The following is a 22,297-nucleotide window of genomic DNA, read 5'->3' on the forward strand; positions in this document are numbered from 1 at the left end:
GGATTTGAGACATGACGGGAACGACACGATCGAGCAGCGGGCTGGACGACCGCCGCAAGCGGCTGCTGTTCCGCTGCTGGCACCGCGGCACGCGCGAGATGGACCTGATTCTCGGCCGCTTCGCGGATGCCGAGATCGGCAATTTGTCCGATGCCGAGCTCGCCGAGCTCGAGACGCTGCTCGAGGTCAACGATCCCGATCTCTATGCCGCCATCACCGGCGACAAGGTGCTGCCGGCTGATGTCACCGGCGCGCTGTTTGCCCGCATCAAGGCCTATCCGATCGCGGACGGCAGCGTATGAAACAGGGAATGAAGTCTCCGGCCGAGCTGCTTGCGCCCGGCCGTGCGCTGACGCTTGCCAATGTCGCGGAAGGTGCCGAAGGCCTCGTCGTCTCCGATCTCGCCCGGGCCATCGCGGCGCGGCCGAAGAAGCCGGCCGTCAGCCTTGCAGTGGTCTGCCGCGACGGTCCCCGCATGCAGCAGCTCGAACGCGCGCTGCAGTTCTTCGCCCCCGATCTGCCGGTGCTGACCTTCCCGGCCTGGGATTGCCAGCCTTATGACCGCGTCTCGCCGCATGGCGGCATCCTGGCGCAACGCCTGACGACGCTGGCGCGGCTTGCGTCCCTGACGGGCAGCGACAAGCCGCTGATCGTGCTGACAACGGTGAACGCGGTCGTGCAGCGCGTGCCCGCGCGCGAGCTCGTCGCGGCGCAGGCGCTGTCGGTCGCGCCCGGCAACGTCGTGCCGATGGACACCATCATCGCCTGGCTCGAGCATAACGGCTACAATCGCTCCTCGACCGTGCGCGAGCCCGGCGAATATGCCGTGCGCGGCGGCATCCTGGATTTGTTCCCGGCCGGCCTCGATCAGCCCGTGCGGTTCGACTTCTTCGGCGACAGCCTGGAATCGATCCGCACCTTCGACGCCGAGACCCAGCGTACGCTGCTCGACATGCGCGCGCTCGACCTGGTGCCGATCTCGGAATTCCAGCTCGTCACCGACACTATCCGCCGTTTCCGCATGGGCTATGTCGCCGAGTTCGGCGCGCCCGAGCGCGACGATGCGCTGTATGAGGCCGTCAGCGAAGGCCGCCGCCATCCCGGCATGGAGCACTGGCTGCCGCTGTTCCAGGACCGGATGGACACGCTGTTCGACTATCTGCAAGGCGCTCCGATCGCGATCGAGCCACAGGCAGAGGACGCGATCCGCGAACGCTTCAAGCAGATTCTGGACTATTACAAAGCCCGCCGCGACGCCATGGAGCATCCGGGCGGCGGCGCCATCTACAAGCCGCTGCCGCCGGATCGGCTGTATCTCACCGGCGAGGAGTGGACCAGGCGCGAGAGCGACATGCCGCTGGTGCGGCTGACGCAATTTTCGGTTCCCGCCGACGGGACGAGTGTCGTCGACGCAGGTGCGCGCAAGGGGCGCGACTTCGCGCCGGAGCGCAACGACACCACGGTCAACGTATTCGAGTCCGTGGTGAGCCATGTGATGGCGCTGCACGCCCAGCGCAAGAAGGTCGTGATCGCGCTCTGGAGCGAAGGCTCGCGCGACCGCATGACTTCGATGCTGCGCGACCACAAGCTGACCCACACCACCAGCGTGAACAGCTGGCGCACGGTGCAGGCCACCCCGCGCAATGAGACCATGCTCGCCGTGCTCGGCCTCGAGAGCGGGTTCGAGACCGACGAGATCGCTGTGATCAGCGAGCAGGATATTTTGGGCGACCGCCTGGTGCGGCCGCGCAAGGCCAGCCGCAAGCTCGACAATTTCATCTCGGAGGTGACGAGCCTTGCCGCCGGCGACATCGTGGTCCACGTCGATCATGGCATCGGCCGCTTCGTCGGCCTGCAAACGCTTGATGTCGCCGGCGCGCCGCATGACTGTCTCGAGCTGCACTATGCCGCCGAGACAAAACTGTTCCTGCCGGTCGAGAACATCGAGCTCTTGTCGCGCTACGGCTCCGACCAGACCGATGTCGAGCTGGATCGCCTGGGGGGCGGCGGCTGGCAGACCCGCAAGGCCAAACTCAAGAACCGCATCCGTGAGATCGCGGGCGAATTGATCAAGATTGCCGCCGCGCGCCATCTGCACGAGGCGCCCAAGCTTCTGGTGCAGCCTGGCCTCTACGACGAGTTCTGTGCCCGCTTCCCCTATGACGAAACCGAGGACCAGCTCGGGGCCATCGAGTCCACACTGAAGGACCTCGAACTCGGCCGTCCGATGGACCGGCTGATCTGCGGCGACGTCGGTTTTGGCAAGACCGAGGTGGCCTTGCGCGCCGCGTTTGCCGTGGCGCTCGAGGGCAAGCAGGTCGCGGTCGTGGTGCCGACCACGCTCCTGGCGCGCCAGCACGCAAGAACCTTCACGGAGCGCTTCAAGGGCTTTCCGGTGAACGTGGCGCAGGCTTCGCGCCTGGTTGCGGCCAAGGAGCTCAATCTGGTCAAGAAGGGCATTGCCGACGGCTCGGTCGACATCGTCGTCGGCACCCATGCGCTGCTCGGCAAGGCGATCAAATTCCGCGATCTCGGCCTCGTCATCGTCGACGAGGAGCAGCACTTTGGCGTTACCCACAAGGAGCGGCTGAAGGCGCTTCGCGCCGAGGTGCACGTGCTGACGCTGTCGGCGACGCCGATCCCGCGCACGTTGCAACTCGCGCTCACCGGCGTCCGCGAACTCTCGATCATTGCCTCGCCCCCGGTCGATCGCCTGGCGGTGCGCACCTTCGTCGCACCGCACGATCCCCTGATGATCCGCGAGGCGCTGCTGCGCGAGCGCTATCGCGGTGGGCAGGCGTTCTACGTGGTGCCGCGCATCGACGACCTCGCCGAGGTCAAGGACTTCCTCGACAAGAACGTGCCCGAGATGAAGGTCGCGGTCGCGCACGGCCAGATGCCGCCCGCCGTGATCGAGGACATCATGACCGCGTTCTACGACGGCAAGTTCGACATCCTGCTGTCGACCACGATCGTGGAATCCGGCCTCGACATTCCCAACGCCAACACGCTGATCGTGCATCGCGCCGACATGTTCGGCCTGGCCCAGCTCTATCAGCTCCGCGGCCGCGTCGGCCGTGCCAAGCTGCGCGCCTATGCGCTGTTCACGCTGCCGGCGCAGCAGAAGATCACGGCGCAGGCCGAGCGCCGGCTTACCGTGCTGCAATCGCTGGAGACGCTGGGCGCGGGCTTCCAGCTCGCCTCGCACGACCTCGACATCCGCGGCGCCGGCAATCTGCTCGGCGAGGAGCAGTCCGGCCATATCAAGGAGGTCGGCTTCGAGCTGTACCAGTCGATGCTGGAGGAGGCGATCGTCAACCTCAAGGCCGGCGTCTCCGAGCCCGCCGCCGACCGCTGGTCGCCGTCGATCACGATCGGCATGCCCGTGCTCATTCCGGAGGACTATGTCAGCGACCTCTCGGTGCGGCTGTCGCTGTACCGGCGCCTTGCGGATCTCGAGACCGAGGAGGAGATCGAGAATTTTGGCGCCGAGATGCGCGACCGCTTCGGCGTGCTGCCGGACGAGGTGCGATACCTGTTCAAGGTCGCCGCCATCAAGGCGTTCTGCCGAAGGGCCAATGTCGGCAAGATCGATGCCGGCCCGAAGGGCGCCGTCATCGCCTTCCGCGACAATTCCTTTGCCTATCCCGACCGCCTGGTGTCATTCATCCGCAGCTACGGCCAGGCCGCCAAGGTGCGGCCCGACATGAAGGTGGTGTTCCTGCAGGACTGGGAGACGCCGGAAGAGCGCCTCGCCGGCACGACAGAGATCATGCGGCAATTGGCGCAGCTCGCGGAGAGCAAGAAGGCGGCGTAGCCTGTAACTACGACGCCGCCCGTGACGCGTCCGCCGATAGCCGGGCCAGCAGCGATCTTGCCGTATCCGATGGCGAGAGCGAGTCCACGCTGACGACCGGCTCGCTGCGCATCTCGTGCTTGCCGTTGGAGGTGTGGCGCATCACCGCGGAGAGGCGACGGGCGATCATGTGGGCGGTGCGGAAGTCGGTTTCCGCGAACACGACGATGACCGAACCGTCCTTCTGTGCCGCGCCGAAATCCATCTGCCGCATCAGGCGGCTGAGGATGCGGGCGGCATCGAGCTGGGCGCGGGAATTGCCAGGGTCGAAAGCGAAGCGTGCGACCGACAGGCCGCCGCCGCGGGCCAGCGTCTGCTCGACCGCCTTGGCGAAATCGCGCGCGAAAGCTTCGACCGTCAGCAGGCCGCTGCGCGGATCGAGCCAGCCGCCGGCATCGATCGAGCGCAGCGTGCGGCTCAATTGAGCTTCCATCGCGTGCTGGCGGATCAGGGGCAGCGCGTTGGCCGCGACCTTCGCCGGCTCGCCCGGGATCAGCTCGAGATTGGGCAGGTCGTAAGTCTGCGTCAGCTGGTGCGCGGTGAGGACGACGGGCAGGCTGCGGAAGCGGGTGTCCTCGGCGAGCACGGTGAGGAAGGCGTCAGTGACACGCGCGGTAAAACCTTCGGCAAGCACGACGCCGTCGAGGTCGCGGGTGTTGAGATGTTTCGCGGCAGCCTCGATCGAGAGCGCGCCGACCACGCCGACGCGTTCACCGAACGCGACGGAGAGCGCGGGATAGGCCGCGCCCCTGCCGATCAGGAGCACGGTCGCATCACGTGCGGGATCGCCCTGCGGCAGGACCACCTTCACTTCCGGCAACCGGCGCAGCACCGTGGCATGGAGCGTGCGCACGCGCAGCGCGGCGCGAAGCCGTGCGATCAGGCGGTCAGGATTGCCGCCGCGCGAGGAGAAGGGAAGGGCGTTATGAGGCAGCATGCCCGCCGCATCCACGGCCACGAAGGGAAGGTAGGGCGATTGGTCGGCGATCTTCTTGGCGAGCGCGGCCATATGCGGCTCGTGTCCGCCATGCATCGCAGCGAGAATCGCGGCCGGCTGAACCTCTTCGACCGCGCGCGCCGCGCCGGCCCAGTCGATATCGACCACGGGAAACAGCCGGGCCTCGTCCAGCGCCCCGACGAAGGGCGGCCGTTCGGCATTGGACACAAACAGGATCGGGCCCGACTGGGACATTCGTCAAACTCTGATCACGCGACAGTTGCCGCGCAATCTAGTTTGGCCGCATTAATGCGGCGTCAACATACCCGGCGAAACTGCGCCTAGACCGGGCCGGAGCGATCGCGAAAAGCCTCGACCATCAGGGGGTTAAGGCCGAGCTCGCTGAGAGCCTCGCGGGCGCGGGCGTTGTCCTGGGCGCGTCCGGCCAGCCGGTGGCCGGAAAGCCGGTCGGGCAGCGCGGTGAGCAGCGCGCCCTGGCCGAGCCGGCGTGCCCATTCCTGCAGGTCGTTGGAGAGGAAGCGGTAGCCGCCGACGGCCATGATGCCGGAGGGCGGCGCGGTGATGCAGATCGCGCCGCTCGGGCGGTCGAGCCGGGCGGCATAGCCGGTGTCGACATAGTCGCGCGGCGGCTGCGCGATCAGGGTGTCGCCGGCTGGCTGCGGCGGGACATAGGCCGCGATCGGCACCATCGCGCCGCGCAGGCCGAGCGTGCCCTTCGGCGTCAGCAGGATCTCGCCGGCGATGGACGAGCCGGCCTGCTCGCGCGGGGCGCCGTGCGGCCCCGGCATCACCGGCACCGGCATGCCGTCCTCGCCGCGGCGGGCGCCGAACAGGCCGGCCTCGCCGAACAGATAGACGTCGGTCAGCCGCGCGTGCGGCGCGATCCAGGCATCGCTCGCCGCCACCTGCTCGGGCGCGCGCCACAAGCCGATGACGTTGCGCAAGGACGGCATCCGCGCCGCCAGATCGGCATCGCCGAGCCGCAAGGCAAGCTGCGCCGGCGCGATCAGCACCTCGCATTCGTGCTCGTTGATCTGTTGCTCCAGCACCTCGTTCTCGAAGGGATGATGCAGCGCAAGCGCGCCGCCGGAGAGCAGCCATACGGCGAGCGAGGAAGCAAGGCCGGCGAACGACATCGGCGCGAACGCGGCCATCAATGTCGCGCCCTGCCTGATGTCGGCTTCCAGCGACATCGCGAGCCCGCCGGCGATCAGGCTGAAATGCGGCCGCGGCACCGGGCGAAAGCCTTCCGCCGTAACGTCGAAAGAGATCATCGCCGCCTTGCGGCCGTCCTGGATCACGGCGCGTGTGGTGCCGGGCGGGCGGGCCAGCACCTCGTCGAGCGAAGCCATGCCTTCGGGCAGATCGGTGCCGAAGCCGCAGACGTGACGGATCGAGAAGGCTTCGGCGGCCGCGTGCATCGCGAGGTCGGCATAGCTGACGCCGTCGACCGTGCTCATGGTGACGATGGCGCGCGCCGCGGTGCGATTGAGCGCAGCGGTCAGTTCCGCATGTCGCCACAGCAGCGGCAACACCGCGACGACGAGGCCGGCGCGATGGGCGGCGAGCACGGTGAGCACGAACTCGACCGTCGCAGGCAACTGGATCGCAATGACGGAATTGGCCGGCAGGCCCGATTCGACGAAATAGGCCGACAGCGCCTCGATGGCGGTGTCGGCCTCGGCATAGGTCATCCGTCGCGGCTGGTGCCCGGTCACGCGGGCCTTGTTGAGGGGGTCGAGCAGTGCGGTCGCGTGCGGCTGCCGCATCAGCGTGCGCTGGAACAACGTGTCGAGCGTCGGCGATATGGCTGGCTGGTTCACGACGTCACTTTGCTTGATGAGCGGGAGGCTGCCCCTTCGACCACCAGGTCTCCGGCAAATAGCCTGAGAGCGAGGTGGCCTTGGGCCGTTCTATCCGATTCCAGCGCGCGATCCATTGCTCGGATACGTTAAACAGGGGGATTGTGTAGACGCCCGCGATCAAGGCGCGATCGAGCGCCCGCACCGTCGCGACGAAGTCCGTATGTTCACGGGCCTCGAGCAGGGCGGCGATCATGGCATCGACCGCAGGATCCCTGGCGCCCATGTAGTTGCGGGTCCCCGGATTGTCCGCGGCGGCGCTGCCCCAGTAGAAAGATTGCTCGTTGCCGGGTGATAGCGACTGATCCCAGCGGTTCTGGATCATGTCGAACTCGAATGCGAGCCGGCGCTGGTCGAACTGCACAGGATCGACCGATCGCACGCTCGGCTCGATGCCGGCGCGCTTGAGGTCGCGCTGGAACGCGAGCGCGATCCGCTCCTGGTCGCGGGTCGTGACCAGGATCTCGAATGTGAAGGGCGCCCTGGTCGCACGGTTGCGCAGCACCGTGCCGTCGAGATCGTAGCCGGCATCCGACAACAGTTTCAGCGCGGCGCGCAGCGTGGTGCGGTCCCGCCCCGAGCCGTCGGTGGCCGGCAGGCGGTAGCTGCCGTCCATGATGTCGGGTGGAATTCGAGCAGCGAACGGCTTGAGCAGTTCGCGCTCGCGCGCGTCCGCGGGGCGGCCATAGGCCGACAGGTCGGAGCCGGCGAAATAGCCGGCAACACGCGCATAGAGGCCGAAGAAATAGTTGCGGTTGACCAGCTCGAAATCGAACAGCAGCGTCAGCGCCTGGCGCACGCGGATGTCGGCGAAGAGCGGCCGGCGCGTGTTGAACACCAGGAATTCGGATGGCTGCGGCACGCCCGGCCTGACGGTGTCGCGGATCACCTCGCCGCTTTTCGCGGCCGGAAAATCGTAGCCGTCGTGCCAGCGCAACGGCTCGTGCTCGACGCGGAAATCGTAGAGGCCGCGCTTGAAAGCTTCGAACTGTCCGTTGGCCTCGCGAAAATAGTCGAGCCTGATCTCGTCGAAATTGTAGAGCCCGCGGTTGATGGCGAGGTCGCGGCCCCAATAGTCGGGATTGCGGGTGAGGGTCACGCTGGCGCCGGGCTTCACCGCCGTGACCCGATAGGGACCGGAGCCAATCGGGCTCGTCAGCGTCGTCTCCTCGAAGGTCGCGACGTCGACCGCATGCTTCGGCAGGATCGGCATCAGGCCGAGGATCAGCGGCAGCTCGCGGTCGTTGGCCCCTGCGAGGTCGAAGCGGACGGTGAGGGGGGCGGTCGCCTCGGCCTTGGTGACTTTGGCGTAGTACTGCCGGTGGTTCGGCCGGCCGTGGTCGCGCAGGAGCTGCCAGGAGAACAGCACGTCCTCGGCGGTGACCTGCTTGCCATCGGAGAAACGGGCGCGGGGATCGAGGCGGAACGTGACGAAGCTTCGCTCGTCGTCGGTCTCGACGCTCCTGGCGAGCAGGCCGTAGAGCGTGAACGGCTCGTCATTGCCCCGCGCGAGCAGGCTCTCGATCACGTAGCTCCGCATCTGCTGCACGGCCAATCCCCTCACGATGAAGGGATTGAGACTGTCGAAGGTTCCGAGAACACCCCAGGTCAACCGGCCGCCCTTGGGGGCATCGGGATTGGCGTAGGGCATGTGGGTGAAATCGGCCGGCATCGCCGGCTTGCCGTGCATGGCGATGGCATGCGTCTCCTCGGCCGAGGCGGCGCCAGTCGAGTGTCCCCCGCCGAGGGCCAAGACGAGGGTTGAGGCCAAGACGCAAAAGCGGACACCGGGGCCCTCGAAAAGGCGTTGGAACATGAACATCAGCACACGTTGATTCGAGGGCCGGGCAGGCTTGAATCCTATCACAGGGAATTTCACCGGACGCAGCCGCGGATGTGGTCAAAGGCGCTTGTCGGCATTGATCTTTTCGCCGGCCACGTTAAGAAGGCACCCAATCGCGCAAGAGCGCCGAGCCCGTCACTTATCCGCCTCATTTGACGGGGAGAGAGCCGCGCCCAAGGCGGCTAGGTTCGGCGCTTAGGAGCGGTTCGGGCACTTCCCGTTCAGAAAGGGTTTTCCGCAATGAATTTCCGTTACTTGGCCGCGTCCGTCCGGCCGCGCGGGCGACTTCTCGCCCTGTTGACGGCGACGGCGTTGGCCGTTCCGTTTGCCGCCGAGGCTCAGACCCCGGCGCCGGCTCCGGGTGCGCCCGCACCCAAAGCGACTCCAGCCCCGAAGGCTCCTCCGAAGGCCGCCCCCAAGGCTCCGGCGCCCGCGGCATCTCCGCAGGCCCAGCCGGCTCCTGCCCAAGGCGGCCAGCAGGGCGCGGCCCAGCCCGCTGACCAGCAGATCCAGCTGATCTACGCCCCCTGGACCAAGTTCTGCCTCAAGGGCCAGGACGCCAATGCCAAGCAGGTCTGCTTCACCGGCAAGGACGGCCGCATCGAATCGGGCCAGCCTGTCATCGCCGCCGTGATCATCGAGCCCGAAGGCGAGCCCAAGAAGATCCTGCGCGTGACGCTCCCGCTCGGCATGCAGCTCGTCCACGGCACCCGGATCATCGTCGACAGCAACCCGCCGCTGCAGCAACCCTATGTCATCTGCTTCCAGAACGGCTGCATGTCTGACTACGAGGCGACGCCTGAGCTCATCAACAACATGAAGAAGGGCCAGAATCTCGTTGTCCAGGCGATCAATGCCAACGGCGCGCCGCTGACCCTGCCGCTGCCGCTCACCGGTGAATTCCAGAAGGCCTATGACGGTCCGCCGACCGATCCGAAGGTGTTCGAGGAAACCCAGAAGAAGCTCCAGGAAGAGCTTCAGAAGAAGGCCGACGAGCAGCGCAAGAAGCTCGAGCAGCAGGGCACGCCTCCCGGCACACCTCCGGCTGGGCAGAAGTAATCGGGACCCGATCCCGGACATGAAAAAGGCGCTCACCTCGAGCGCCTTTTTTGTTGAGCGATTGTCGGAACGACTCAGTTCAGGGAGGGATTGCGCGGCCGGTAGCCGCCATCCTTGCTCTTGACGAAGATCTCGGCGACCTGGGAATGCCGGACCGGCTCGCCGGAATCGTCTGGCAACAGATTCTGCTCGGAGACATAGGCGACGTATTCGGACTCCGCGTTCTCCGCGAGCAGGTGGTAGAACGGCTGGTCCTTGTGGGGCCGCACCTCCTCGGGGATCGACAGCCACCACTCCTCGGTGTTGTTGAATTCCGGATCGATGTCGAAGATCACGCCCCGGAACGAGAAGATCCGGTGGCGCACGACCTGTCCGATCTGGAATTTGGCGGTCCGCGCTTTAATCATCCCCCGTCGATAGACCAGGATTGTGGCCGATGCTAGTGGCCTCATCCGGAATTAGCGTTCACTTAAGGGGCGCATAGCCCCCAACTCTTCAGAAAACACTTCATCAATGGTCGATATCCTCAATCTGGCGTTACCTTATTTCGGGCTGATCTTCGTCGGTTTCGCGTGCGGGAAGGCCAAGTCGCTGCCGGAATCAGGCCTCGCCTGGATGAACTTCTTCCTGCTCTACGTGTCGCTGCCGGCACTGCTGTTTGCGATCATGTCGAAGACGCCGTTCTCGGAATTGAACAACCCGCCGTTCCTCATCGCAACCACGCTCGCGACCGTCGCTGCGTTCAGCCTGGCGCTGGTCGTGGGCAAGGTGTTTGGCCGGCTGACATTGCGCGAGGCGACGCTCGCCGGTCTCTCCGGCGGTTACGGCAATATCGGCTACATGGGGCCTGGGCTGGCGCTCGCCGTGCTCGGGACCAAGGCTGCCGCGCCGACCGCGCTGATCTTCTGCTGCGACAGCATCTTCCTGTTCACCATCGTGCCGCTGCTGATCGAACTCTCCGACCGGGACCATCCCTCGATCGTGCACGCCTTCGGCGTCGTGCTGAAGCAGATCGTGCTCAACCCGCTGATCATGTCGGCCTGTTTCGGAGCGGCGGTCGCGGCGCTGCATATCGAGATGCCCGTCGCGATCGATCGTACCATCACCTTTCTGCAGAACGCCGCCGCGCCGACGGCGCTGTTCGTGCTCGGCGTCACCGTGGCGCTGCGGCCGTTCGACCGCGTCCCTTGGGAGGTGCCCGGCGTGATCGCAATCAAGCTTCTGTTTCATCCGCTCGCGGCGTTCGGCCTGATGCTCGCGTTCGGGCCGTTCGCGCAGCCCTGGGCCGCGACCGCCGTGCTGATGGCCTCGCTGCCGCCGGCACTGAACGTGTTCGTGATCGCCCGGCAGAACGATGCCTGGATCGAACCCGCCTCCGTCGCGGTGCTGCTCGGGACGTTTGCGTCCGTGGTCACGCTGACCACCGTGATGTGGGCGATCCAGACCGGACGTCTGGCGTTTCCGTGAGAAGCCCTACCGTCGCCAGGTCGGTGTCAGGCCTTCGCGCATGGCAAACCGGCGAAGCGGGCCGACGGCCCGGAGCAGGTGCATGCCGACGGCCCGGACCGGCTGCAGCGGCAGGAAGTCGTTCAGCAGAGAGCGATTGGCCATGTCGATCGCAAACGTGCGGCTCAGGATGTCCGGGCGCCGGGCACGGTCGTAGCGCTTGATCACCTCATCCGCGCCCGGATCCTGGCCAGCAGTGACAGCTTCGCCAGCTAGCCGCGCAATGTCGGCGGCATCGCGGAGGCCGAGATTGAGACCCTGGGCGCCGATCGGGGGAACGACATGGGCGGCTTCGCCGACTAGCGCGATGCGATCGCTGCCGAAGGATTTTGGACGCTCGATCGCCAGCGGGAACAGGTTGCGGCCGGGCTCCACACTCATCCGTCCGAGGATCGAGTGCGACTGCTTCTCGATCGCGGCAGAGAGGTCCTCATCGCTGAGGCCGCGCAGGCGATCCGCTTCCGCGGGTGCCGAAACCCAGACGATGCTGGATCGGTCGCCGGGCAGGGGCACGAACACGCAGGGGCCATGCGGCGTGTGGAACTCGGTGGAGACATTGCGATGCGGCCGTGCATGGCCGACGTTGAAGGTCAGCGCGGTCTGGTTCAGCTCCCGCCTTGTCACCGCAATGCCGGCCGCCTCGCGGCACAGCGAATGCCGACCGTCGGCGCCGACCACAAGCCGGGCCGACAGGAATTGCGCGGAGGCCGTGCGGATGGCGACATCGCCGGCCTCGATGACGACGCTTTCGGCCTCGTCGTCGAAACGGGCGAGATTGGGCAGCTCGGCCGCACGCTGTTCCAGCGCCAGCATCAGCGAGCGGTTGTCGATGTTGTAGCCGAAGGCGTCGAGCGCGATTTCGTGACAGGAGAACCGGACTTCCGGTGCGCGAAACAGCCGGCCGGTATCGTCGACGAGGCGCATGACCTCGAGCGCAGCCGCCTTGTCCCTGCAGCGCGGCCAGACGTCGAGCGTCTCCAGCAGATCGATGGAGGCTCCCAACAGCGCGGTGGTGCGATTGTCGGCATAGGGTAGGTGCCGCGCCACCAGCGCGGTCCGCGCACCCGCCTGCGCCAGCGCGATGGCCGCCGCAAGTCCGGCCGGTCCGCCACCGATCACGGCGGCGTCATGGAGTGTCGATGCGTCTGTCATGGAACGACACATGACACGCCCGGCGGCAAATTCAAGTCCACTGATTTTGCCTGATTTTTCGACGAATTGTGCAACCTGGCGACGCCATGGCGGATGTGCAAACCGGCCTCGTTCTGATAGCAGAAACCATGGACAGCCAAGAGGATTCCCTGAAGCCCACGCCCGCGATCCGCGTCGCGGCCTTCTCGGTGCACATCTTCACCGCGTTCGGCGCGGCGCTCGCGCTGCTCGCGATGCTGGAAGCCGTGCGCGAGCACTGGGCGGCGATGTTTCAATGGCTGGGCGTCGCCCTGATCATCGACGCCATCGACGGGCCGATCGCGCGCCGGCTCAACGTCAAGAACGTGCAGCCGAACTGGTCGGGCGACGTGCTCGATCTCGTGGTCGACTTCGTGACCTACGTCTTCGTGCCGGCCTACGCGATCGTGGCCAGCGGGCTGCTGCTGCCGGTCGCAGCGCCCTTGCTCGGCATCGCCATCATCGTCACCAGCGCGTTGTATTTCGCCGATCTGCGCATGAAGGCGGACGACAATCATTTCCGCGGCTTTCCGGCGCTGTGGAATGCGGCGGCGTTCTATCTGTTCCTGCTGCACTGGCCGCCGCTGTGGTCGACGCTGCTGGTGGCGGCACTCGTCGTGCTGACCTTCGTACCGTTCCACGTGCTGCATCCGGTTCGCGTCGTGCGGCTGCGCTGGCTGACGATGTCGCTGATCGCACTCTGGGCGGTGCTCGCTCTCTACGTGCTGGAAATGGATTTCCGCGTCGGCACCGGCGTCACCCTCGTGCTTTGCGCCATCGCGCTCTGGATCAGCTTCAGTGATGCCCTGATCCGTCTGGGAAAATCGTTTGGATGATGGACCTCCTCGTTAGCCCCGAAGCCTGGGCCGCGCTGCTCACTTTGACGGCGCTCGAGATCGTGCTCGGCATCGACAACGTCATCTTCATCTCGGTGCTTGTCTCGCGCCTTCCCGAGAAGCAGGCGCACCGTGCCCGGCAAATCGGGCTCTCGCTGGCCCTGGTCTTCCGCCTCATCCTGCTCAGCCTCCTGGTCTGGCTGATCGGCCTCACCGCGCCGGTGCTCTCGGTTGCGGGGCAGGATTTCTCCTGGCGCGACCTCATCCTGATCGGCGGCGGCCTGTTCCTGATCGCCAAGGCGACGCATGAGATTCACGGCGAGGTCGAATCCGATCACGGCCAGGGCGAGAAGCAAACCACGGGCAACGCCTTCTTCTGGGTGATCGTCCAGATCATCGTCGTTGACCTCGTGTTTTCTCTGGATTCGATCATCACCGCCATCGGCATGGCGGAGGACATCAAGATCATGGTCGCGGCGGTCGTGATCGCCTGCGCGGTCATGTATGTTTCGGCCGGGCCAGTCTCGCGCTTCGTCGCGGAACATCCGACCACGAAGATGCTGGCCTTGGCATTCCTCGTGCTGATCGGCGTCGCGCTGGTCGCGGACGGATTCCAGTTCCACATTCCCCGCGGCTATATCTACTTCGCGATTGCGTTCTCGGCGGCGGTCGAGTTGTTCAACGTGCTGGCCAGGCGCAACCGCAAGAAGTCGGGCTAGCCGTCGGTTTAGGCGTTCCGATGCCGTCGAGTTGACAAGGCAGGCGTGATGTCTTTCGCTTGTCCACGAGAAGAAAAAGAGGAGGTCAGGTGATGACCAAAGCCGTCCGTGTGCACAAGGTCGGAGGCCCCGAGGCCCTGGTCTATGAGAGCGTCGACGTGCCGGCGCCCGGGCCCGGCGAGGTGCGCATCCGCCAGCACGCGGTCGGCCTGAACTTCATCGACGTCTATTACCGCACCGGTCTCTACAAGGCGCCGGGGCTGCCCTTCATCGCCGGCAACGAGGCCTCCGGCGAGGTGGTCGCGGTCGGTCCGGGCGTGACGAATTTCCATCCGGGCGACCGCGTCGCCTACTACCACAATCTCGGCGCCTACACCGGCGAGCGCAACATCCCCTGGGAGAAGCTGGTCAAGCTGCCCGATCACATCACCCACGAGCAGGGCGCCGTGCTGATGCTGAAGGGACTGACCGTCTGGTATCTCCTGCACAAGACCTTCAAGGTCGAGCCGCATCACCGCGTGCTGATCCATGCCGCAGCCGGCGGCATCGGCCTGCTCGCCTGCCAGTGGGCGAGGGCGCTCGGCGCCCATGTCATCGGCACGGTCGGCTCACGCGAGAAGGCGGAGCTCGCGGAGGCCAATGGTTGCGACCACGTCATCCTCTACAACGAGGAGGATTTCGTCGCACGCGTCAAGCAGATCAGCCGCAACGAGGGCTGCGACGTCGTCTATGACGGCGTCGGCAAGGCGACCTTCCCGGGCTCGCTGTCGTGCCTGAAGCCGCGCGGCATGTTCGTCTCCTTCGGTAACGCTTCAGGTCCAGTGCCGCCGTTCTCGATCGCCGAGCTCAACAATCACGGCTCGTTGTTCGCGACCCGGCCGAAGCTCAACGATTATGTCGGCACGCGCAAGGAGCTGCTGGAAGGCGCCGACACGCTGTTTGCCGCCGTCATCAACGGCAAGCTGCACGTGCCGATCAACCACGCCTACGCGCTCAAGGACGCGGCCAAGGCGCATATCGACCTCGAGAGCCGCAAGACCACGGGCGCGTCGATCTTGAAGCCGTAGTATCGTGTCCCGGACAAGCTGCAACGCGCAAGCATTGCAGCGCAGAGCCGGGACCCAGGGGCGACACGGTACTCGCAGAGAGATGGGCCCCCGGCTCAGCAGCGCACCGCCGAAGAGGCGCTGCGCTGCGTCCGGGGCACAAGCGGCTCTATGCCACCCGCCTTGCTGCGCCGGCCCTGGTCAGGATCCCGTCGAGACAATCGATCATCTCGGCGATCTCTGCCTTCCCGACGTTCAGCGCCGGCATGAAACGCAGGGTGTCGACCTGCGGGGCGTTGAGCAGCACGCCTTGCTCGAACGCCTGCGCGACGATGCCGGGCGCGATCGGCAGCTTGAGGTCCAGCGCGAGCAGAAGGCCGCGTCCCCGCACGCCGCCGAGGCCGTGCCGGGCCGAGACCTTCTGCAACTCGCTTTCGAGCAGCAGGCCGGTCTCGGTGACCTGCTTCAGGAAGTCCGGCTTGCCGACCTCCTCGAGCACCGCCAGCCCCGCCGCACACACGATCGGGTTGCCGTTGAACGTGCCGCCCTGATCGCCATGCTCGAAGCACGAGGCACGTTCGGTCGCGAGCAGGGCGGCGAGCGGCACGCCGCCGCCGATGCCCTTGCCGAGCGTCATGACGTCGGGCGAAATCCCGGTGTGCTCGTAGTGGAAGAGCTTGCCGGTCCGGCCTATGCCGGTCTGGATCTCGTCGAAGATCAGCAGGAGGCCGTGCGCCTCAGTGAGTGCGCGCAGCTCCTGCAGGAACTGATCGCTCGCGGGCCACACGCCGGACTCGCCCTGGATCGGTTCGAGCATCACGGCAACCGTGTTGTCGTTGATCAGATTCTTCACCGAGGCGATGTCGTTGAGCTTCGCCTTCTTGAAGCCGGCGACCTTCGGCTCGAACAGCGGCTCGAACGCCTTCTTGCCCGAGGCCGACATCGTCGCCAGCGTCCGTCCGTGGAAGCCGCCCTCGAAGCTGATGATCTCGAACGCGCCGCCCTTGTGCAGGCTGCCATATTTCCGCGCGAGCTTGATCGCGCCTTCGTTGGCTTCCGCGCCGGAATTGGCGAAGAACACCTGGTCGAAGGCACTGTTCTCGACCAGTGCCTGCGCCAGCTTGAGGCTCGGCTCGTTGTAGAAGGCCGGGCTCGGCGTCAGCAGCCGCTTGGCCTGCGCGGTGAGCGCCTCGGCAATCGCCGGCGGCGAGTGGCCGAGACAATTCACGGCCCAGCCCTGCACGAAATCGAGATAGCGCTTGCGCCCGTCGTCCCAGAGGTAGGAGCCGGCGCCGCGGACGAACACGGCCTTTGGCCGTGCGGTGATGTCCATCAGCGCATCATACGGATGGGTGGCGGTGGTCATGTCGAACTCCTCTGGAGGCGGGTGGAAAGCGGGCGCAAAAGCAGAAAGGCCGCACCTTGCGGGTGCGGCCTTCTCGAAGACTTCAGCTGAATTTTAGTGGTTCAGCGGCGTCGTCGGACATGGCGCACCCTCTCATCGTCGCGGGAGCGACGACGGAGCATTTCGGTGCGCTGATGGGTCCGAGCGTTGAACATGGGGCGCGTCCCTACAGCCGAATGGCAGGGCTTGTCAAGCGGACTGTTCCGAACCACCCGTGCGTCGCGTGCCGTCACGTGCCGTCACGTGCGGTACCATGAGCCGGATGTCGCTCGTATTTCATCCTGGTCCGGCTAGAACCATCGCGCCTCTGGCGCGTTTGTGATCGAAGGGCGCGACTTGGTTCGAACCGGACGAACGGCGGCTCAGACCAAAGAGTCGCGGGACCAACGAGACAGTTTCAGCCTTGTCCGATACGCCTTATCCGATCGACCTCGACAGCATTCGCGGCGCGTTTCCGCCCGGCATCGAAGCGCCTCCGCTGCTGGTCGACTTTGCGGGTTGGCTCAAGGGGCGCCCGTGGGGCAGTGTCGGCTGTTTCTCTTTGCAGGGACAATTCTCCGATCACGCCCCGATTGTCGACGGCAGTTCCTTGCGCGACAGGTTTTCTCTGTTCATGCGGCTGCCGGACGGCTCCGCCATCGGCGGCTGGTACGGCGCAGGTCTCGACCGCGACAATCCGCCGATCGTGGGACTGGGGTCGGAAGGCGACTATGAATTGCTGGCGCCGAGCCTTGATGGTCTGCTCGCCAAACTGACCTCGCAACAATTCGACAATGCCTGGAGCGATCTCAATCCGCACGACGAGGTCGAGTGCCAGACGATCGAGCTCGCACAATGGCTTGCCGGACGGCCGCAGGGCGAGCCGACGACTCCGGACGAAGCTTCGTCGGAGCTGCCCGACTTCCGAGGCTTCGTGGAGAAATGGAGTCGGGATCGCGAGGACTATTGGGCCAATCACCGGCTGATGGCGGAGCTCGGCTGGCGGCTGGCCACGCATTTGCCCAAGGGCAAGAAGCCCTGGGACCGGACGCGCTTCGAGGTCGCGATCGTCGGCAAGCAATACGAGGCGCGCGTGCTCTCGCGCGGGCCCCAGCCGTTCGAGGAAGCTGGGTCAATCGAATCCCTGCTGCGCGATCTGCGCGAGGAGATGCGTCGTGCGCAGCCCGAGCTTGGGTTGTGGTACGCGATGAATTTTGGGCTCTATGCGGACGGTCGCGTCATGCCCAATTTCGAATACGATGTACGCCCGAACATTGACGGCGAGCCGGCAAAACTGTCCGAGGCGCAAGCCGATCTTGCGCGCGCCCCGCGCCCGGAGCGCTGGGTGCCGAAATGGCTGGCGTGACGAGCCGTATTCCTCATTGTCGCATTTGCCAGGGTTGGCGCTGCACCAGCGACTTACCGCAGCACTATCCCAACCAGGCAGAAGGACCGGGGTCTAAAACCCCGCGACGCTGCCGTGCAGATCGTACGCATCCGCGCGCTCGATCTTCGCGGTGACGATCTCGCCGACGCGCAAGGGGCGGCGGCTGGTGAGATACACCGCGCCGTCGATCTCCGGTGCATCGGCCTTGGAGCGGCCTTTCGCTACCGTCGGGCCGACCTCGTCGATGATGACCTGCTGGCGGGTGCCGACCTTGCGCTTGAGCCTGCGCGCGGAAATCTTCTGCTGTCGCGCCATCAGCGCGTTGTAGCGCTCCTGCTTGACTTCTTCCGGCACGGGGTTCTCGATCGCATTGGACGTGGCGCCGGCCACCGGCTCGTATTTGAAACAGCCGAGACGGTCGATCTCGGCTTCATCGAGCCAGTCGAGCAGATAGGCGAAATCGGCATCGGTCTCGCCGGGGAAGCCGACGATGAAGGTGGAGCGCAGAGCGAGATCGGGGCATTCCTCGCGCCAGCGCTTGATCCGCGCCAGCGTCTTGTCCTGCGCCGCCGGGCGCTTCATCGCCTTCAGCACCTCGGGGCTCGCATGCTGGAACGGGATGTCGAGATAGGGCAGCACCGTGCCTTGCGTCATCAGCGCGATGACCTCGTCGACATGCGGGTATGGGTAGACATATTGCAGCCGGACCCAGGCGCCGAGATCGCCGAGTTCGCGCGCGAGGTCGAGGAATCTGGCGCGGACCTGGCGGTCCTTCCACGGGCTCTCGGCATATTTGAGATCGACGCCGTAGGCCGAGGTGTCCTGCGAGATCACCAGCAGCTCTTTCACGCCGGCCCCGACCAGGCGCTCGGCCTCGCGCAGCACGTCGTTGGCGGGGCGCGAGACCAGGTCGCCGCGCAGCTTCGGAATGATGCAGAAGGTGCAGCGGTTGTTGCAACCCTCGGAGATCTTCAAATAGGCGTAGTGCCGCGGCGTCAGCTTGATGCCTTGCGGCGGCACCAGGTCGTGATGCGGATTGTGGGCGGGCGGCAGTGCGCGGTGCACGGCGTCGAGGACGCTTTCATATTGCTGCGGGCCGGTGATGGAGAGCACGCCGGGATAGGCCTGCTCGATCTGCTCGGGTTCCGCGCCCATACAGCCTGTGACGATCACCTTGCCGTTCTCGGCCATAGCCTCGCCGATCGCCGAGAGCGATTCCTGCTTGGCGCTGTCGAGGAAGCCGCAGGTGTTGACGATGACGATATCAGCCCCGTCATGCTTGCGGGCGAGCTCATAGCCCTCGGCGCGCAGGCGCGTGATGATGCGCTCGGAATCCACCAAGGCCTTGGGACAACCCAAGCTGTGGAAGCTAATGCGCGGCGCTCTTTCCATGAAACTTGCTTCTAGATCGTTGAGATTTGCGATCCAAGTAATTGATCTGACAGAAAAATTCAACCGTTTAGAATGCTTCCGTGATGATAAAGCGGTGCTCGTCCGTGACGGCTGGAGCTCATCGGTGCCCTGGACACAAGTCAACGCGACAGCGCACGTTCAACACACCCGACAGGTGGTCCCCGATGACGCGGACTTGTTGGTGGCGGGTCGCGTTGTGCTCCTTGAACGGGATAGAGCAATCAGACGACCAAGGCTTAGCGGGAGCCGCGAGTTTCCGCCTGACATGGACTTCTCGCCCTTTTTGAGAGTGAACCAACCGTCCTCACTCCCGACGAACTTGCTTGATTCCACGGAGCGTAACTGCGATGCGCCGTTTCATCTTCGGCATGGCTTTGATTATCGTTTCCTATGGAGCGATGTTTCCGGCGCGAGCTGAAGTCGACAAGATCGCCCATGTCTGCGGCCGGCAAGAAGGATTATGTCCGGAATTCAGGCCACGCGTGAAAGCACCTGATCGGTGGACGAGGGACGAGGCGGCTAGTCTGAAATACGGCGCCTCGATGTTCGTGCCTAACGGGAAGAGCTTCGGTAAAGCAGAGGCAATCATCTATGCCGAAGGCCGCTACAACAAGGACCGGACCGAATTGGTTCAATGGGTCGCAGCCAGCGATCGGGATTGGGCGACGACGTCCGGCAAGAATGCCAAGATCACCACGCTTCCTTCGGTCGACCCCAAGGTCATTATCAATCGTTACGACAATCCGTCCCTGAAGGACCAACCGGTCGAAGTGATCGCGCATTACGCCGATCTCGACAAGGACGGCAATTCCTACGTCGTGCGGCTAGTGGTCTCCGGCCTCAGCGAGGCAGCGGTGCTGGCTGCCGTACCACTTCTCGACAAGATGATCGCTGGCGCGAAGATTCCGTGAGAGCATGAGCCAGATGCTCGGTCCGGCTAGCGACCGATCGGGCTCCGATAGACCACATCGCTCTGCTTCGCGTCCGAAAGCCCAAATCTCGCCTGAGCGAGTGCGAGCCCGCCTGCGCGGTACGCTTTTTGGGAGCTGCAGCTCAAGCTTACATCCGTTCGTTCAGGCGCACCCGAGCGACACGAAGCTGACCTCGGGCGCAGCCGTCTGATCCATATCTGAACCGCCTGATTGAGGGGCCTGAGCTAGTTCCAATCGCTCACAATTACAACCCTTTGCAGGGCGTTCGGGCGTGCTATGGATGAATCACCTGCCGCGAGTGAGCCATGAGCGCCGAACAGTCGCCCAAAATCGTGATCGTCGACGAAAGCCCGATCCGGGCCGCGATCCTGGAGGAGGGGTTGCGGGAGGCCGGATTCACGCAGGTCGCCCATATCCGCGAGATGCAGAGCCTGCTTGCCCGTATTTATGCGGTGGACCCCGACATCATCCTGATCGATCTGGAGAACCCCAGCCGCGACGTGCTGGAGGCGATGTTCCAGGTCAGCCGCGCCGTGAAACGGCCGATTGCCATGTTCGTCGACCAGAGCGATTCCGCCTCGATCCAGGCCTCGGTCGAGGCGGGGGTCTCGGCCTATATCGTCGACGGGTTGAAGAAGGAGCGCATCAAGCCGATCCTCGACCTCTGCGTGTCCCGCTTCAACGCCTTCTCCAAGCTCCAGGAGGAACTGGAGCGCACCAAGTCGCAGCTCGAGGACCGCAAGATCATCGAACGCGCCAAGGGCATTCTGATGAAGGTGAAGGGCCTCACCGAGGACGAGGCCTATGTGCTGCTGCGCTCCACGGCGATGCGCGAGAAGAAGAAAATCGGCGAGATCGCGCAGTCGATCATCACCGCGTCGGAGATGCTGAAATGACTGCTCCCCTCCGTATCGGGTTCATTCCGCTGGTCGATGCCGCAGCCCTGATCGTTGCCGTCGACAAGGGGTTCACCGCCGCCGAGGGACTCGAAGTCGAACTGGTGCGCGAAGTCTCCTGGTCCAACGTCCGCGACAAGCTCAATATCGGCCTGTTCGACGCCGCGCATCTGCTCGCGCCCGTGGCGATCGCGTCCTCGCTCGGGCTCGGCCACGTCAAGGTGCCGATCGCCGCGCCTTTCAATCTGGGCGTCAACGGCAATGCAATCACGGTGTCGCCGGCGCTCCATGCTGCCCTGATGGAGGAGGTCGAGGGCGACCGTTTCGACCCGCTCGCCACCGCGAAAGCGCTGGCACGGGTGGTTGCCAAGCGCCGCAAGGCAGGGGCTGAGCCGCTGACCTTCGGCATGACCTTCCCGTTCTCGACCCACAATTACCAGCTACGGTTCTGGATGGCCGCGGCCGGCGTCGATCCCGACGAGGACGTGCGCCTCGTGGTGCTGCCGCCGCCTTACATGGTCGACAGCCTCGCCAATGGCCATGTCGACGCATTCTGCGTCGGTGCGCCCTGGAACTCGATTGCAGTCGATCTCGGCATTGGTCATATCCTGCACTTCGTCTCGGACATCCTGGACCGCGCAGCGGAGAAGGTGCTGGCGGTCCGCCAGGTCTGGGCCGACAAGAATCCGGATGTGGTCGCTCGCCTCGTGCGCGCGGCAGTGAAGGCCGGCGAGTTCATCGAGCATCCGGACAACCGGACCGAGGCGGCGCGCATCCTGGCGCAGCCCGAGCGGATCGGCGTCGACGCCGAAGTCATCCAGCGCACTCTGACAGGACGCCTGAAGATTTCCCCGGATGGCACCTTCCGCGAAAGCGGCCGCTACCTTCTGGTGGGGCGGGAAGGGGCAGGGCGCCCCGATCCGGTCCAGGCCGCCTGGCTCTATGCGCAGATGGTGCGTTGGGGGCAGACCGCGCTCAGCCCGGAGGGCGTCAAGACGGCGATGGCGGTGTTCAGGCCCGACCTTTACGATGCGGCTCTCGGCCGTCGGCCGCCCGAGCAGGCTCCGGCAGCGTTCGGTGCATTCGCCGGCCCGGTTTTTGATCCCGACAACATCCCCGGGCATCTTGAGGCCTTCGAGGTTGGGCGCTGGAAGGCCTGATTCGGGTTTGCATCGTTTTTGAGCGGTCGATTTGATCGCCCAAACATTGATCAGAGTGCCCGAATTTCGTGAACGTGCACACCCCGAGATTTTCCGGGTGGGCGCCTAATTAACTGAAAAGACAAAGCTTTCCATTTTCACCAAGCTGGCACGCAACTTGAATGTTGCAGTGCGGCCAGCTTGTCACAGGTGCCTGCTGAGCCGAGTCCTACAGCAACGAAGCTGATCGGACCGTTGGTGGCCAAGCGGGCTCTCGAGCCGGCAAGGTTG

Annotated in this window: 18 protein-coding genes; 11 read left to right on the forward strand and 7 right to left on the reverse strand. The window is 65.2% G+C overall.

The genetic code is table 11. The features are described 5' to 3' along the window. The first annotated feature begins 11 nt into the window (after window positions 1-11). Together RX330_RS19295 and mfd are read left to right on the forward strand one after the other, a co-directional pair. Window positions 12-302: a succinate dehydrogenase assembly factor 2 gene (locus RX330_RS19295; RefSeq protein ID WP_212084933.1), complete on the forward strand. Its 291-nt coding sequence runs from the start codon at window positions 12-14 to the stop codon at window positions 300-302. Further along, window positions 299-3,817 (forward strand): transcription-repair coupling factor, encoded by a 3,519-nt coding sequence (gene mfd / locus RX330_RS19300; protein WP_317239437.1) that lies wholly within the window; start codon window positions 299-301, stop codon window positions 3,815-3,817. Before RX330_RS19295 ends, mfd begins: the two co-directional genes overlap by 4 nt. 7 nt (window positions 3,818-3,824) lie before the next feature. On the opposite strand, the gene RX330_RS19305 is transcribed toward mfd, so the two are convergent. The 3 genes from RX330_RS19305 to RX330_RS19315 form a co-directional block, all read right to left on the reverse strand. After that, window positions 3,825-5,048, reverse strand: coding sequence for a GGDEF domain-containing protein (locus RX330_RS19305; RefSeq protein WP_317239438.1), 1,224 nt, complete (start codon window positions 5,046-5,048; stop codon window positions 3,825-3,827). 86 nt (window positions 5,049-5,134) lie between these two features. After that, the gene (locus RX330_RS19310) at window positions 5,135-6,637 is read right to left on the reverse strand and encodes a class I adenylate-forming enzyme family protein (protein WP_317239439.1); all 1,503 of its coding nucleotides are present in this window, start codon (window positions 6,635-6,637) and stop codon (window positions 5,135-5,137) included. A gap of 4 nt (window positions 6,638-6,641) precedes the next feature. Further along, on the reverse strand, window positions 6,642-8,498 hold the full coding sequence (locus RX330_RS19315; RefSeq protein ID WP_317239440.1) for an extracellular solute-binding protein: 1,857 nt from the start codon (window positions 8,496-8,498) through the stop codon (window positions 6,642-6,644). Window positions 8,499-8,759: 261 nt separating this feature from the next. Here RX330_RS19315 and RX330_RS19320 point away from each other — a divergent pair, with 261 nt between their 5' ends. Continuing rightward, complete coding sequence (locus RX330_RS19320) at window positions 8,760-9,578, forward strand: invasion associated locus B family protein (RefSeq protein ID WP_212084944.1); 819 nt, start codon at window positions 8,760-8,762, stop codon at window positions 9,576-9,578. Between the two features lie 74 nt (window positions 9,579-9,652). Here RX330_RS19320 and hspQ read toward each other — a convergent pair whose 3' ends face one another. Further along, complete coding sequence (gene hspQ / locus RX330_RS19325; protein WP_212084946.1) at window positions 9,653-9,985, reverse strand: heat shock protein HspQ; 333 nt, start codon at window positions 9,983-9,985, stop codon at window positions 9,653-9,655. A gap of 106 nt (window positions 9,986-10,091) precedes the next feature. Here hspQ and RX330_RS19330 point away from each other — a divergent pair, with 106 nt between their 5' ends. Further along, window positions 10,092-11,045 carry an AEC family transporter gene (locus tag RX330_RS19330; RefSeq protein ID WP_317239441.1) on the forward strand — a complete coding sequence of 318 codons (954 nt, stop codon included), beginning with the start codon at window positions 10,092-10,094 and terminating at the stop codon, window positions 11,043-11,045. A gap of 6 nt (window positions 11,046-11,051) precedes the next feature. Here the strand turns inward: RX330_RS19330 and RX330_RS19335 are convergent, their stop codons facing one another. After that, on the reverse strand, window positions 11,052-12,236 hold the full coding sequence (locus RX330_RS19335) for a UbiH/UbiF family hydroxylase (protein WP_317239442.1): 1,185 nt from the start codon (window positions 12,234-12,236) through the stop codon (window positions 11,052-11,054). 86 nt (window positions 12,237-12,322) lie between these two features. Between RX330_RS19335 and pcsA the strand changes: the two genes are divergently transcribed. From pcsA to RX330_RS19350, 3 genes are all read left to right on the forward strand, one after another. Next, entirely contained in the window at window positions 12,323-13,090 is a 768-nt protein-coding gene (gene pcsA, locus RX330_RS19340) for a phosphatidylcholine synthase (RefSeq protein WP_212084958.1), read from the forward strand. After that, window positions 13,087-13,809, forward strand: coding sequence for a TerC family protein (locus tag RX330_RS19345; protein WP_317239443.1), 723 nt, complete (start codon window positions 13,087-13,089; stop codon window positions 13,807-13,809). Before pcsA ends, RX330_RS19345 begins: the two co-directional genes overlap by 4 nt. Window positions 13,810-13,901: 92 nt before the next feature. Next, complete coding sequence (locus RX330_RS19350; protein WP_038970372.1) at window positions 13,902-14,876, forward strand: quinone oxidoreductase family protein; 975 nt, start codon at window positions 13,902-13,904, stop codon at window positions 14,874-14,876. 148 nt (window positions 14,877-15,024) lie between these two features. Here the strand turns inward: RX330_RS19350 and RX330_RS19355 are convergent, their stop codons facing one another. After that, window positions 15,025-16,221: an acetylornithine transaminase gene (locus RX330_RS19355; protein ID WP_317239444.1), complete on the reverse strand. Its 1,197-nt coding sequence runs from the start codon at window positions 16,219-16,221 to the stop codon at window positions 15,025-15,027. 442 nt (window positions 16,222-16,663) lie between these two features. On the opposite strand from RX330_RS19355, the gene RX330_RS19360 reads away from it, so the two are divergent. After that, window positions 16,664-17,605, forward strand: a complete 942-nt coding sequence (locus RX330_RS19360; RefSeq protein ID WP_317239445.1) for a hypothetical protein — start codon at window positions 16,664-16,666, stop codon at window positions 17,603-17,605. A gap of 93 nt (window positions 17,606-17,698) precedes the next feature. Here RX330_RS19360 and rimO read toward each other — a convergent pair whose 3' ends face one another. Continuing rightward, window positions 17,699-19,018: a 30S ribosomal protein S12 methylthiotransferase RimO gene (gene rimO / locus RX330_RS19365; RefSeq protein WP_212084967.1), complete on the reverse strand. Its 1,320-nt coding sequence runs from the start codon at window positions 19,016-19,018 to the stop codon at window positions 17,699-17,701. A 368-nt stretch (window positions 19,019-19,386) separates the two neighbouring features. Between rimO and RX330_RS19370 the strand changes: the two genes are divergently transcribed. The 3 genes from RX330_RS19370 to RX330_RS19380 all read left to right on the forward strand — a co-directional run bounded on the left by RX330_RS19370 (window position 19,387) and on the right by RX330_RS19380 (window position 22,027). After that, on the forward strand, window positions 19,387-19,950 hold the full coding sequence (locus RX330_RS19370) for a hypothetical protein (protein ID WP_317239446.1): 564 nt from the start codon (window positions 19,387-19,389) through the stop codon (window positions 19,948-19,950). Between the two features lie 326 nt (window positions 19,951-20,276). Beyond that, window positions 20,277-20,867, forward strand: a complete 591-nt coding sequence (locus tag RX330_RS19375; protein ID WP_317239447.1) for an ANTAR domain-containing response regulator — start codon at window positions 20,277-20,279, stop codon at window positions 20,865-20,867. Continuing rightward, on the forward strand, window positions 20,864-22,027 hold the full coding sequence (locus RX330_RS19380) for a CmpA/NrtA family ABC transporter substrate-binding protein (RefSeq protein WP_317239448.1): 1,164 nt from the start codon (window positions 20,864-20,866) through the stop codon (window positions 22,025-22,027). The genes RX330_RS19375 and RX330_RS19380 overlap by 4 nt, the downstream gene beginning before the upstream one ends. Window positions 22,028-22,297 lie beyond the last annotated feature (270 nt).

Origin of the sequence: Bradyrhizobium sp. NDS-1, assembly GCF_032918005.1 — a bacterium.
GTDB classification, from domain to species: Bacteria; Pseudomonadota; Alphaproteobacteria; order Rhizobiales; family Xanthobacteraceae; genus Bradyrhizobium; species Bradyrhizobium tunisiense.